General features: G+C 66.0%; 11 protein-coding genes. 8 read left to right on the top strand and 3 right to left on the bottom strand.

The annotated features are described in order from the left end of the window. Window positions 1–2 precede the first annotated feature (2 nt). The 3 genes from V9L21_RS24505 to V9L21_RS24515 are packed head-to-tail and all read right to left on the bottom strand — an operon-like array spanning window position 3 to window position 3,072. On the bottom strand, window positions 3–1,334 hold the full coding sequence (locus V9L21_RS24505) for a serine hydrolase domain-containing protein (RefSeq protein WP_337315392.1): 1,332 nt from the start codon (window positions 1,332–1,334) through the stop codon (window positions 3–5). A gap of 29 nt (window positions 1,335–1,363) precedes the next feature. Further along, the gene (locus V9L21_RS24510) at window positions 1,364–2,188 is read right to left on the bottom strand and encodes a crotonase/enoyl-CoA hydratase family protein (protein ID WP_337315393.1); all 825 of its coding nucleotides are present in this window, start codon (window positions 2,186–2,188) and stop codon (window positions 1,364–1,366) included. Between the two features lie 35 nt (window positions 2,189–2,223). Further along, window positions 2,224–3,072, bottom strand: a complete 849-nt coding sequence (locus V9L21_RS24515; protein ID WP_337315394.1) for a 3-hydroxybutyryl-CoA dehydrogenase — start codon at window positions 3,070–3,072, stop codon at window positions 2,224–2,226. A gap of 183 nt (window positions 3,073–3,255) precedes the next feature. On the opposite strand from V9L21_RS24515, the gene purT reads away from it, so the two are divergent. The 8 genes from purT (at window position 3,256) to V9L21_RS24555 (ending at window position 12,380) form a co-directional block, all read left to right on the top strand. Beyond that, window positions 3,256–4,458, top strand: coding sequence for a formate-dependent phosphoribosylglycinamide formyltransferase (gene purT / locus V9L21_RS24520; protein WP_337315395.1), 1,203 nt, complete (start codon window positions 3,256–3,258; stop codon window positions 4,456–4,458). Between the two features lie 122 nt (window positions 4,459–4,580). Further along, window positions 4,581–5,525, top strand: a complete 945-nt coding sequence (locus V9L21_RS24525) for an alpha/beta hydrolase (RefSeq protein ID WP_337315396.1) — start codon at window positions 4,581–4,583, stop codon at window positions 5,523–5,525. Window positions 5,526–5,635: 110 nt separating this feature from the next. After that, window positions 5,636–6,463 (top strand): helix-turn-helix transcriptional regulator, encoded by an 828-nt coding sequence (locus V9L21_RS24530; protein ID WP_337315397.1) that lies wholly within the window; start codon window positions 5,636–5,638, stop codon window positions 6,461–6,463. Between the two features lie 18 nt (window positions 6,464–6,481). Next, window positions 6,482–7,357, top strand: coding sequence for a branched-chain amino acid ABC transporter permease (locus V9L21_RS24535; protein WP_281146669.1), 876 nt, complete (start codon window positions 6,482–6,484; stop codon window positions 7,355–7,357). A 6-nt stretch (window positions 7,358–7,363) separates the two neighbouring features. Further along, window positions 7,364–8,440: a branched-chain amino acid ABC transporter permease gene (locus V9L21_RS24540; RefSeq protein WP_337315398.1), complete on the top strand. Its 1,077-nt coding sequence runs from the start codon at window positions 7,364–7,366 to the stop codon at window positions 8,438–8,440. Continuing rightward, complete coding sequence (locus V9L21_RS24545; protein WP_337315399.1) at window positions 8,437–9,258, top strand: ABC transporter ATP-binding protein; 822 nt, start codon at window positions 8,437–8,439, stop codon at window positions 9,256–9,258. The genes V9L21_RS24540 and V9L21_RS24545 overlap by 4 nt, the downstream gene beginning before the upstream one ends. A 463-nt stretch (window positions 9,259–9,721) precedes the next feature. Then, entirely contained in the window at window positions 9,722–10,495 is a 774-nt protein-coding gene (locus V9L21_RS24550; RefSeq protein ID WP_157616222.1) for an ABC transporter ATP-binding protein, read from the top strand. A gap of 4 nt (window positions 10,496–10,499) precedes the next feature. Beyond that, window positions 10,500–12,380 (top strand): AMP-dependent synthetase/ligase, encoded by a 1,881-nt coding sequence (locus V9L21_RS24555; protein ID WP_337315400.1) that lies wholly within the window; start codon window positions 10,500–10,502, stop codon window positions 12,378–12,380. Window position 12,381 lies beyond the last annotated feature (1 nt).

Raw genomic sequence — 12,381 nt, forward strand, 5'->3', positions numbered from 1 at the left:
ACTCAGGGCCGCATCAGCGCTTCGGCCACCGCGTGGAACGCGGGCAACGTGAGCGGATCGTTCCCCGCATTGGCCGCCACCGGATGCGCCGCGTAGCGCACGATCACCATCTCGGCCTTCGGGTCGACATAGATGCTCTGCCCGTGAATGCCGCGCGCCATGTAGGCACCGTGCGGGTTGTTCGTCACCCACCACATGTTGCGGTACGACCAGCCCGGCAGCAGCGCGTAGCCGGCCTTGGCAAACTTGGCCGCATCGCCGCCGCGCTGGATGTCTTCGACCACGGCTTTCGGAATGGCCTGCTGCCCGTTGGTCGCACGGCCCCCGTTGCGCATGGTCTCGCCGAAGCGCGCCAGGTCGCGCAGCACGGTGTTGAGCCCGCCGCCGCCCGACTCGGTGCCGATGCGATCGACCATGAAATAGGCGTCTTGCTCGGCACCGATGCGGCGCCAGATCTTTTCGCTCAGCAGGTCGGCGAGCGGCTGGTTGCTGACGCGGCGCAGGATCCAGGCGAGCACCTCGGCGTTGACTGTCTTGTAGGCAAAGGCGGCGTCGTGCGCGCCTTCCTTCTGCAACGTGGCGAGGAATTCGTAGAACGACTTCGGGCCTGCGTAGTTCGCACCTTGGGTCAGCATGCCGCCGGCGCGCGCATAGTCCCAGACCTCCGCTTTCGGGTCTGCGTAGTTCTCGGAGTAGCGCACGCCGATGGTCATGTCCATCACCTGGCGCACCGTTGCGTCGCCATACGCCGTGTCCTTCAGTTCAGGAAGGTATTTGGTGACGGGTGCCGAAGGGTCGAGCTTGCCTTCGTCCGCCAGGATGGCCGCCAGCGTACCCACGAAGGACTTGGTGACCGACATCGCGATGTGCGGCCGCTCGGGCGTGAGTGCGCCGAAGTACTTTTCATAGACCACGCGGCCGCGGTGCATTACCAGGATGCCGTCGGTGTAGGTGCGCGGAATCATCTGCGCGAAGGTCACGGTCTCGCCGGTACTCCCCAGGGGCTTGAACGTGACGGCTTCGATGTCGCTGCGCGGCGCCGCCGGCAGGGGGCTCGGCGCACCGCTGCCGCGCCACACATTGGCGGTCGGCACGGTTTCGCGCACGTGCGAAAAGCTCCAGCGCGTGCGCGGAAACACGCCGCCCGCCGGGTTGTCGAAGGTGATCAGCTTGTCGGGCGGAGGCGGAAAGCCCTTCATCCAGCCCATGGCCTCGACCGAAGTGGCCGCGGGATCGGGAGGCGCGGCGGGCGCGGGCGTCTGGGCGTTCGATGAGGTGTTCACGGCAATCAGTGTGAAGGCGGCGGCGAGCGCCGTGCGTTGGAAAAAGGACATGGGCAAGGCTCCTCCGCAAGCATTCATCATCAACGGCCGCTGAAGCGCGCGGGCCGGCGCTCGACGAAGGAGCGCACGCCTTCAGCCGCATCTTCGCTGTTCGACAGGCGCTTTTGTGTTTCGATGAATTCCGACACGGCGGCGAGCGGCCCTTGCTCCACGGCCTTGATCACGTTGAGCCGGGTGGCCACCACCGCCAGCGGCGCCTGCGCCGCAATGCGCTGCGCAACGGCCAGGGCCGCCTCGAGCTCCTGACCGGCGGGCACCACCTTCTGCACGAAGTTGAGGCGATAGGCCTCGGCACTGTCGAACTCGTCGGCCGTGAGCAGGTGCAGCATTGCGTTGCCCACGCCCGCGCGCTCGGCCATGCGCAGCGTGGCGCCGCCCGTGGCCATGATGCCGCGCTGCACTTCCATCTGCGAGAAGCGGCAGTTGTCGGCCGCCACCACGATGTCCGCGCCCAGCATCAGCTCGATGCCCACCGTGAAGCAGATGCCCTTCACCGCCACCACCATCGGCTTGGTGCGGCGGCGGTAGCCGGGCAGGCCGAAGTCGTGCGGCTCCACCAGCCCGGCGGGAATCGCCTTTTCGCCGCGCTTCATGTACTCGGTGACCGCCGGCAGGTCCAGGCCCGCTGTGAAGTGGTCGCCGAAGGCATGCAGCACGCCCACGCGCAGGTCCGGGTCGTCGTCCAGCCGGGTGTAGGCCTCGGCCAGTTGCTTGAACATCGGCGGCGTCCAGCCGTTGCGCTTGGCGGGGCGGTTGATGCCGATCAGCAGCACATGGTCGAAGACCTGCGTGTCGATGCAGCCTTCGGCGGGTGGCATGGTCGGAGTGATGGGCGTGGCGGTCATGTGCTTGTCTCCTTGTGTTTTTATTCTTGCCGCGCTCAGTAGGTGTACACGCCGCGTCCGGTCTTGCGGCCCAGCTGGCCGGCCGCGACCATCTCCTTCAGCAACGGGCAGGGGCGGTACTTGGAGTCTCCGAACTGCTCGAGGTAGACCTCCATCACGGCCAGGCACACGTCCAGGCCGATCATGTCGGCCAGCGCCAGCGGGCCGATGGGCTGGTTGCAGCCCAGCTTCATGCCGGCATCGATGTCTTCAGCGGTGGCAATGCCTTCGGACAGCACGAAGAAGGCCTCGTTGATCATCGGCACCAGGATGCGGTTGACCACGAAGCCCGGTGCGTTCTTCACCGTGATGGGCGACTTGCCGAGCTTCTCGGCCAGCGCCTTCACGGCGTCATGCGTGGCGTCGCTCGTGAGGTAGCCGCGGATCAGCTCCACCAGGGCCATCATCGGCACCGGATTGAAGAAGTGCATGCCAATGAAGCGGTCGGCACGCGAGGTGGCGGCCGCGAGCTGGGTGATGGAGATCGACGAGGTGTTCGACGCGATGATCACTTCGGGCGCCAGCATGTCGTCGACCTGCTTCAGGATCTTGAGCTTGAGCGCATGGTTCTCGGTGGCGGCCTCGATCACCAGCTGCGCGCTCTTCAGATCGTCATAGTTGGTCGAGCCCTTGATCAGCGCGAGCGCCGCGGTCTTCTGCTCGGCCGTGAGCTTTTCTTTCTTGATCAGGCGGTCGAGGCTGCCCGAGACGGTGGACAGGCCCTTGTCGATGGCCGCCTGGGCGATGTCGACCATCACCACGTTGACGCCGGCCACCGCGCAGGCCTGTGCAATGCCATTGCCCATCGTTCCGGCGCCGATGATGCCGACGGTCTGGATCGTCATGAGAAAACTCCTTGGATAAATAAAACTGGGTAAGGGGCGGGCGGCGCGAAGGCCGCCACCGCTGCAGGAGATCGATTGTGAAGCAGCCCCGCCGGCCCGCTGTTGCCGCGAGTGACACGGCCGCCACCGGGTGGCTTACAGTGCGGCGATCGCTTTTTCCCTTTCTCTTTTTCGACTCCGACCATGACCACCCTCGGCACCCCTCTTTCTCCCTCGGCCACCCGCGTGATGCTGCTCGGCTCCGGCGAGCTCGGCAAGGAGGTGCTGATCGCCCTGCAGCGCCTCGGTGTTGAAACCATCGCGGTCGACCGCTACGAGAACGCGCCCGGGCAGCAGGTGGCGCACCATGCACGCACCATCACCATGAGCGACCCCGAGCAGCTGAAGGCGCTGATCGAGGCCGAGAAGCCGGCGCTCGTGGTGCCCGAGATCGAGGCCATCGCCACGCCGATGCTCCAGCAACTCGAAGACGCCGGCGTGGTGCGCGTGATTCCCACGGCCCGGGCCGCCCGCCTCACGATGGACCGCGAAGGCATCCGCCGCCTGGCCGCCGAGACTCTGGGCGTGCCGACCAGCCCCTACAAGTTCTGCGACTCGCTGGCCGAGCTGCAGGCCGCGATCGACGCCGGCATTGGGTACCCCTGCATCGTCAAGCCCGTGATGAGCAGCTCCGGCAAGGGCCAGAGCAAGATCGACGGCCCGGCCGACGTGCAGAAGGCCTGGGACTACGCCATGGCCGGCGGCCGCGTGAGCCACGGCCGGGTGATCGTCGAAGGCTTCATCGACTTCGACTACGAGATCACGCTGCTCACCGTTCGCGCCAGGGACGCGGCCGGTGCGGTGCAGACGCAGTTCTGCGAACCCATCGGCCATGTGCAGGTGAGCGGCGACTATGTGGAAAGCTGGCAGCCGCACCCCATGGCGCCCGCCGCGCTGCAGAAGGCGCAGCAGATCGCGCAGGCCGTCACGGTCGACCTCGGCGGCCAGGGCTTGTTCGGCGTCGAGCTGTTCGTGAAGGGCGACGAGGTCTGGTTCAGCGAAGTGAGCCCGCGTCCGCACGACACCGGCATGGTGACGATGGCCACGCAATGGCAGAACGAGTTCGAGCTGCATGCGCGCGCAATCCTCGGCCTGCCGGTGGACACGTCGCTCAAGAGCCCGGGTGCCAGCGCAGTGATCTACGGCGGCGTCGACGCCACCGGCATTGCGTTCGACGGCGTGGCCGAGGCGCTGCAGGTGCCGGGCAGCGACATCCGCCTGTTCGGCAAGCCCGAGAGCTTTGCCAAACGCCGCATGGGCGTGGCGCTGGTGCATGCGGCCGACACCGACACCGCCCGCAAGCTGGCCAAGGAAGCCGCCTCGCGCGTGAAGCCGCGCAAGGCCTGAGCGGCACCAACCCCGGCATAGCCGGCGTTACAGCCAGTTTTCGCAAGCGGCGCCGGGCGCGTGCGGGCATCGTGCGGAGGAGATCGGGCGAACAAACATCGGCCCGACCCACCGGAGACACCATGCTGCACCCCCAGGCCCGCGCCTTGCTCGACTTCATCGAGGCGCGCGGCATCCCGCCGACCCACACGCTTTCGCCGGCCGAGGCGCGCGCGTTCTATCGCGACCGGCGCGCCGCCACCCAGCCCGAAGCCCCCCAGGTCGCCCAGGTTCGCGACCTGAAGGCCGAAGGGCCGCACGGCGCCATCCCGATGCGCCTCTATCGCCCGCTGGGTGCCGCGGCCGATGCGGCGCTGCCGGTGCTCGTGTACTTTCACGGCGGCGGCTGGGTCATCGGCGACCTCGACACGCATGACGTGCTGTGCCGCTCGCTCGCCAACGGCGCGGGCTGCGCGGTCGCGTCGATCGACTACCGCATGGGCCCGGAGCACCGCTTTCCGGCCGCCGTGGACGACGTGCTGGCCGCCACCCGCTGGGTGCGCCGCGAGGCCGGTTCGCTCGGCCTCGATGCCGGCCGGCTCGCGGTGGGCGGCGACAGCGCGGGCGGCAACCTTGCGGCGGTGACGGCCATTGCCGCGCGCGATGCCGGCGACTTGCCCATCGCCTTCCAGCTGCTGATCTATCCCGCCACCGACATGCGCCGCGGCCATCCCTCGCACCAGGCCAACGGCCAGGGCTACCTGCTGACCGGCGACACGATGACGTACTTCCACGACCACTACATCGACGACGCCCGGCACGACCTCGACTGGCGCGCGTCGCCGTTGCTTCACGCCGATCTCTCGGGCCTGCCGCCCGCGTTGGTGCTTACCGCCGGCTACGACCCGCTGCGCGACGAAGGCATGGCCTACGCCGAGGCGCTGACGGCCGCCGGCAACCGCGCGGCGTATGTCTGCTTCGAGCGCCAGATCCATGGCTTCATCACCATGGGCAAGGTGCTCGACGAGGCCGGCACAGCCATCGCACTGTGCACCGCCGAACTCCGCCGCGCGCTTGCGTTGGCCTAGGGAAAGTCCCCGCGCAAATGAACGCCGCGCCGCCGGCCCTCGCCGCTACGATCCAGCCAACGCAGTGCCGGCCCTTGGCCAACGGCGGCCCGATGCAGGAGACAGACACCATGCAGCGAACGAAGACGACGCCGCCGGCAAGCGGCGGCGCGCAGAGCGGGGAGCGCCTGATGTGGCTCACGCACCAGCGCGTGTTCTACGCCGGGCTGCTCGGCGCGGCGGCCGAACGCACGATGGGCGGGCATGGCGTGTACGTGTCGCCCGCGGGCGCGCCGCCGAACCGCCTGCGCATCGGCGGAGGCGCCTGGCAGACGGGCGAACTGCTGGTGGTGCCGCCGCAGGTGCCGCACCGCGTGGAAAGCGCACACCCGCTCATCTTCAACCTGCTGATCGAATCGGAATCGGTCGATCCCGCGCGCCTGCCTGGGTTTATGCAGCATTGCGGGCCGGTCGATGCGCCGGCGTTCGTGCAGCGCATGCGCGATGCGCACACGCACCTGCTCGCAGCCTCGGGCCGCCAGAGTTTCGACGGCTTCGATTTCGACCGCCTGTTCTTCGGCGAGGCGCTGGCCCCTCGGGAAATCGATGCGCGCATCCGCAAGGTCATCGACGCCATCAACGCCGACCCCGCCGCGCCCACTTCGGCCGAAGACTGCGCGGCCTCGGTGCACCTTTCTTTCTCGCGTTTTCTGCACTTGTTCAAGCAGGAGACCGGCATGGCGTTTCGCGCCTTCCGGGCCTGGAAGCGCGCGCGGAGCCTGCTGCGCTACGTGCGCCAGACCAGCACGTTGACCGACATTGCGCTGGACACCGGCTACCCTGATTCGACGCACTTCAGCCATTCGATCCGCCAGGTCTACGGACTCAAGCCCAGCGACATCGTGGCGGGATCGCGCCGTCTTGCGCTGCACGACGCGGCCGGCGGCTACAGGCAGTAGCGCAAAAGAAGAGGCCGCATGCAAATACTCCAGCTCCTGCTGTCGGGCATTGCGCAAGGCTGCATCTATGGGCTGATCGCGCTGGGTTTCGTGCTCATCTACAAGGCCACCGAAACCGTGAGCTTTGCGCAGGGCGACCTGATGATGCTCGGCGCCTTCGGTGCGTTTGCCGGCATGTCGCTGTTCGGCATGCCATTCTGGCTTGCGGCGGTGCTGGCGCTGGTGGCCATGGCGGCTTTCGGCGTGCTGCTCGAACTGGTGGTGATTCGCCCCATCCTCGGGCAGCCGCAGTTCTCCATCGTGATGCTCACCATCGGCATTGCCTACGTGGCACGCGGGCTCATCACCATGGTGCCGGGCATCGGCACCGACACCCACACGCTGGCCGTTCCGTATAAGGACCAGATCTGGAAAGTGGGCGAGCTGGTGGTCAACCTCGAGCAGCTCGCCATCATCATTGCCACCGCCATCCTCTGCGGGCTGCTGTTCGCGATGTTCCGCTACAGCAAGCTGGGCATTGCGATGCAGGCCTCTTCGCAGAACCAGCTCGCGGCCTACTACATGGGCATTCCGGTGAAGCGGCTCAACGGGCTGGTGTGGGGCCTGGCGGCGGCGGTCGCGGCCATTGCGGGCATGCTGCTCGCGCCCATCACCTTCGTGCACGCGAACATGGGCTTCATCGGGCTCAAGGCTTTTCCGGCCGCGGTGGTGGGCGGGTTCGGCAGCCTGCCGGGTGCCATCGTCGGCGGGCTTGTCATCGGCATCGTCGAATCGTTTGCCGGGTTCTACCTGCCCGATGGGTTCAAAGACACGGCGCCATACATCGTCGTGCTGCTGATGCTGATGATCAAGCCCAATGGCCTGTTCGGCGAAAAGCTGCGCAAGAAAGTCTAGTCCGACATGCGCTTCATCTTCAAGACCAGCTACGACCAGGACATTCGCCTCGCGCGGCACGGCGGCCATATGTTCTGGTACGGCCTGCTCGTCGCTTTCCTGCTTGTTGCCCCGTGGGTGATCGACGAGTATTGGCTCGCGCAGCTGACCTTCGTGCTGATCTACGGCATCGTCGGATTGGGGCTGATGCTGCTCGCCGGCTTCACAGGGCAGTTCTCCATCGGGCATGCGGCGTTTCTCGGCGCTGGGGCCTATACGCAGGGGGTGCTGACCAACATGGGCGTGCCGTTCCCCATTGCGCTGCTCGCGGCCGCGGCGCTGTCGGCGGCGGTGGGCGTGGTGGTCGCATTGCCGGCCTTGCGCGTGAAGGGCATCTACCTTGGCATTGCGACGCTGTCGTTCGGCTTCATCGTCGAAGAGGTGTTCGCGCGCTGGGAGAGCGTGACCGGCGGCAATGCGGGGCTGCACGTGAAGTCGCCGCAGCTCTTCGGCTGGTCGCTGGGCTCGGGCGAGGGCTTCTACTTTTTGTGCCTGGTGGTGGCGGTGCTCAGCACGCTGGGCATTTTGAACCTGCTGCGCTCACCAACGGGGCGCGCCTTCGTCGCCATTCGAGATTCCGAAATTTCGGCGCAGAGCATGGGCATTCACCTCGCGCGCTACAAGACGATGTCGTTTGCGATCTCGGCCGCGCTCGCGGGCTTGGGCGGTGCGCTGTATGCGCACAAGCTCAGCTTCATTTCGCCGGACCAGTTCAACATCCTGCAGTCGATCGACCTGCTGCTGATGGTGGTGATCGGCGGACTCGGTTCGGTGCACGGTGCGTTCCTGGGAGCGATCTTTTTGATTGCAATGCCGCAGCTGATCTCGATGGGCAAGGACTGGCTTCCGGCCGTGGTGGGCCAGGCGCCGGGGCTGCAGGGGCTGGTTTACGGCCTGGTGCTGATCGCGTTTGTGCTGTTCGAGCCGTTGGGCCTGTATGGGCGTTGGCTGAAGATCCGCACCTGGCTGCAGCTCTTTCCGTTCTACCGCAAGGGCCTGTTCAAGCGGCAGAAGTCGTTCACCAAGTCGGACCGGCTGAGATGAGCAGCAGCGATGTTCTTCTTTCTGCCAAGGACCTGAGCGTGCGCTTCGGCGGCGTGCTTGCGGTCAACAAGGTGAGCTTCGACGTGCGGCGCGGCGAGGTGTTCACGCTGATCGGCCCAAACGGCGCGGGCAAGACGACGGTGTTCAACCTGATCAGCCGCATCTACACGCCGACCATGGGCGAGATCACATGGCATGGCGAAGCCTCGGGCCCGCTGGCGTTGACGCAGCAGGCACCGCACGAGATTGCGGCGCTGGGCATTGCGCGCACGTTCCAGAACATCGAACTCTTCGAGCATGCGACTGTCTTGCACAACCTGCTGATAGGCCGCCACACGCATCGGCAAACGGGTTTCTGGAGCGAGGTGTTTTTTACGCCCGCCACGCGGCGTGCCGAGATTGCGGCGCGCGAAAAGGCCGAGCAGGTGATCGACCTGCTGGACTTGCAGCATCACCGCGATTCGATGGTGGCGGGTTTGCCTTACGGCGTGCGCAAGGTGGTGGAGCTGGCGCGCGCGCTGTGCACTGAGCCGAAGCTTCTGTTGCTCGATGAGCCATCTTCAGGGCTCAACGTCGAGGAGACGGCGGACATGGCGTTCTGGATTCAGGACATCCAGCATGAGCTGGGTGTGTCTGTGCTGATGGTGGAGCACGACATGTCTTTGGTGTCTAAGGTGTCGGACCGTGTGCTTGCCATGAACATGGGCGAGGTGTTGGCGACCGGCACGCCGTGTGAGGTGCAGGCTGATTCGCGCGTTGTCGAGGCTTATCTTGGGACTGTGGATGACGTGAGCAGCTTGAGGAGGGTGGCGGTATGAACGCGTTGTTCGCTGCTTCGTTGGAGACGCCCGGTGTGCGGTACGGCGCGAGCGCCCCCACTATGCCGGCCGCTTCGCGGCTCCCCTGCGGTGCTCGCGTTTCGCGGGGTCTCGCAGAACTCGCTTCGCTCAAACAGCTGCGAGCCCTGATCCGCGAAACGCTGCGCTCCTCGGCGGCACAGAGGGGGCGCCCACCCCGCACCGCACACCGGGCTTCCGGGTGGAGGAACGACCCTGAGCGTGCCCACGGCGTTGGGGCCCCTGCCGCGGGCGGGCCGTTGAGGCGCCGCCGAGCAGCGGAGCGACAGGCGGATCAGGGCTCGCAGCTGTTTGAGCGAAGCGAGTTCTGCGAGACCCCGCCTGTCGTGAGCAGCGCAGGGCAGCCCGAAGGGCCGGTGACGTCGGCCCGACCGGGGCAGGGGCTCCAACGCCGCCCCCAATCCGAAGCAAACGAGGCGATGCCATGACGGACGTCGTACTCCAGCTGCTCAACGTCGAAAGCGCCTACGGTCCCATCAAGGCCATCCGTGGCGTAAGCCTGAAAGTCAGGCAAGGCGAGATAGTGACCGTCCTGGGATCGAACGGCGCAGGAAAAACGACCATCCTGAAGACGATCTCCGGAATCATCGATCCCAGAAAAGGCAGCATCGAATTCCAGGGCAAGGACATCACCGCCAAGGACCCGGCCTACATCGTGCAGCAGGGCCTGAGCCACGTGCCCGAAGGCCGTGAGGTGTTTCCGCTGCTTTCGGTGAAAGACAACCTCCTGATGGGTGCCTACACCCGCAAGGACCGCGACGGCGTGGCGCGGGACATGGAAAGCGTGTACAGCTACTTTCCCATTTTGCGAGAACGCGCCACGCAGGATGCCGGCCTGCTCTCGGGCGGGCAGCAGCAGATGCTCGCCATTTCGCGCGCCATCATGGCGGCGCCGCATCTCATTTTGCTCGACGAGCCCAGCCTTGGCCTCAGCCCCAAGCTGACAAAGGAGATCTTCGAGATCGTCGTGCGCATCAACCGCGAGAGGGGCACCACCATCTTGCTGGTGGAGCAGAACGCCAACATGGCGCTCAACGCTTCCGACCATGGCTACGTGCTCGAGAACGGCCGCATCGTCATGGAAGACACCTGCGAGCGTCTGCGCGAGAAGGAGGACATCAAGGAGTTCTACCTTGGCGTGAAGGATGACGGCGTGCGCGGCGAGCGGCGCTGGAAAAAGAAGAAGACCTGGAGATGAGGGCATGAGCACAACTGCCTTGCGCGCTCCCGCCGGCCTCTGGGACTTGGCGCACCTGCAGCCGAAGCCCGGCATCGTCGTGCCCGGCGAGACCATTCCCGCCGTGTTCTGGAAGGCCGTGGAACTGCGTGCCGACAAGGTGTGGATGCGGCAGAAGGAATTCGGCATCTGGCGCGCCTGGACCTGGCGGCAAACCGCCGATGCGGTGCGCGAGATCGCGGGCGGTCTGCTGGCGCTCGGCTTTGGCCAAGGGGAGTGCGCATCGATTCTTGCCAACACCGTCATCGAATGGGTGCTGTGCGATGTTGCCGTGCTCAGTTGCGGCGGCGTGTCGAACGGCATCTACCCCACCGACGCGGCTTCGCAGGTGCACTATCTTTGCGAAGACTCCCGCACCACCGTGCTCTTTGTGGAAGACGACGAGCAGCTCGACAAGGCGCTTGAAGTGCGTGCGCAATTGCCCATGCTGCGCAAGGTCGTCGTGTTCGACATGGAAGGCCTGCGGGACCTCGACGACCCGGGCGTGATCAGCCTCGATGCCTTGCGCATGCTCGGCCGTGAGTACCTGCAGGCCCATCCGCAGGTGCTGGAGCAGCGCATTGCCGCCTGCCGGCCCGAGCACCTGGCCATCCTCGTCTACACATCGGGCACCACCGGCAAGCCCAAGGGCGCCATGCACAGCCACCGCGGGCTGGTGTACACCATGCGCGGCTACAACTCCCTGCTGGCGCAGGGCGAGGGCGACGAGCGCATGTGCTTCCTGCCGCTGTGCCACATCGCCGAGCGCATGGGCGGTGAGTATTTCGCGATGTACACCGGCTCGATCCTCAACTTCGTCGAGAACCCTGAAACCGTGCCCGAGAACGTGCGCGAGATTTCGCCCACGGTGTTCACCGCCGTGCCGCGCGTGTGGGAGAAGTTCTATTCGGGCGTGATGATCGCGCTGAAGGAGGCCAGCCGGCTGCAGCAGGCGGCGTACGGCTGGAGCATTGGCGTGGGCCGGCAGATTGCCGAGCGCGTGCTGCAGGGCCAGCCCGTGGGCGCGGGGCTGCGCTTAAAGTTTCGCCTGGCGCGATGGCTGGCGCTGGACAACGTGCGCAAGCTCATCGGGATTCACCGCGCGCGCTTCCTCGTGACCGGCGCGGCGCCGATTTCGCCCGACCTCGTGCGCTGGTATCTGGCGCTGGGCGTGCCCATGCTGGAGGTATGGGGCATGACGGAATCGTGCGGTGCCTCGACTGGCGTGCCGCCGTCGCGCATCATGCCGGGCTCGATCGGGCCGGCCACCAGCTACAACGAGGTTCGGCTCAACCCGCAAACCGGCGAAATCCTGGTGCGCGGCCCGAACGTCTTCATGGGGTACCTCAACCTGCCGGAGAAAACGGCCGAAACCATCGACGCCGACGGCTGGCTGCATACCGGCGACGTGGGAACGGTCGACGCGGGAGGGTATTTCCGCATCACCGACCGCATGAAGGACATCATCATCACGGCGGGGGGAAAGAACATCACGCCGAGCGAGCTGGAGAACGAGCTCAAGTTCAGCCCCTACATCACCGACGCAGTGGTGATCGGCGACAAGAGACCTTACCTGACGGTGATCGTCATGATCGACCAGGAGAACGTCGAGAAATTTGCGCAGGACCACGATGTGCCTTTCAGCAACTACGAAAGCCTGACGCGCGCGCAAGAGGTGCTGGACCTGATCCAGGGCGAGATCGATCGCGTCAACGCCAAGTTCGCACGGGTCGAGCAGATCAAGAAGTTCTTTCTGCTCGAAACGCAGTTGAGCGCCGAGGACGAGGAGCTCACGCCCACGATGAAGCTCAAGCGCAAGCTGGTGCAGGCCAAGTACGCCGAGCGCATCGAGGCGATGTATCGCTGAT

This window comes from Variovorax sp. CCNWLW235, assembly GCF_037204085.1.
Lineage (GTDB): Bacteria > Pseudomonadota > Gammaproteobacteria > Burkholderiales > Burkholderiaceae_C > Variovorax.

Bases quoted from the DNA above. Each gene is read 5' to 3' on its own strand.
- V9L21_RS24515 (WP_337315394.1), bottom strand. From the start codon at position 3,072: ATGACGATCCAGACCGTCGGCATCATCGGCGCCGGAACGATGGGCAAT.
- V9L21_RS24535 (WP_281146669.1), top strand. From the start codon at position 6,482: ATGCAAATACTCCAGCTCCTGCTGTCGGGCATTGCGCAAGGCTGCATC.
- V9L21_RS24505 (WP_337315392.1), bottom strand. From the start codon at position 1,334: ATGTCCTTTTTCCAACGCACGGCGCTCGCCGCCGCCTTCACACTGATT.
- V9L21_RS24530 (WP_337315397.1), top strand. From the start codon at position 5,636: ATGCAGCGAACGAAGACGACGCCGCCGGCAAGCGGCGGCGCGCAGAGC.
- V9L21_RS24550 (WP_157616222.1), top strand. From the start codon at position 9,722: ATGACGGACGTCGTACTCCAGCTGCTCAACGTCGAAAGCGCCTACGGT.
- V9L21_RS24525 (WP_337315396.1), top strand. From the start codon at position 4,581: ATGCTGCACCCCCAGGCCCGCGCCTTGCTCGACTTCATCGAGGCGCGC.
- V9L21_RS24545 (WP_337315399.1), top strand. From the start codon at position 8,437: ATGAGCAGCAGCGATGTTCTTCTTTCTGCCAAGGACCTGAGCGTGCGC.
- V9L21_RS24555 (WP_337315400.1), top strand. From the start codon at position 10,500: ATGAGCACAACTGCCTTGCGCGCTCCCGCCGGCCTCTGGGACTTGGCG.
- V9L21_RS24510 (WP_337315393.1), bottom strand. From the start codon at position 2,188: ATGACCGCCACGCCCATCACTCCGACCATGCCACCCGCCGAAGGCTGC.
- purT (WP_337315395.1), top strand. From the start codon at position 3,256: ATGACCACCCTCGGCACCCCTCTTTCTCCCTCGGCCACCCGCGTGATG.
- V9L21_RS24540 (WP_337315398.1), top strand. From the start codon at position 7,364: ATGCGCTTCATCTTCAAGACCAGCTACGACCAGGACATTCGCCTCGCG.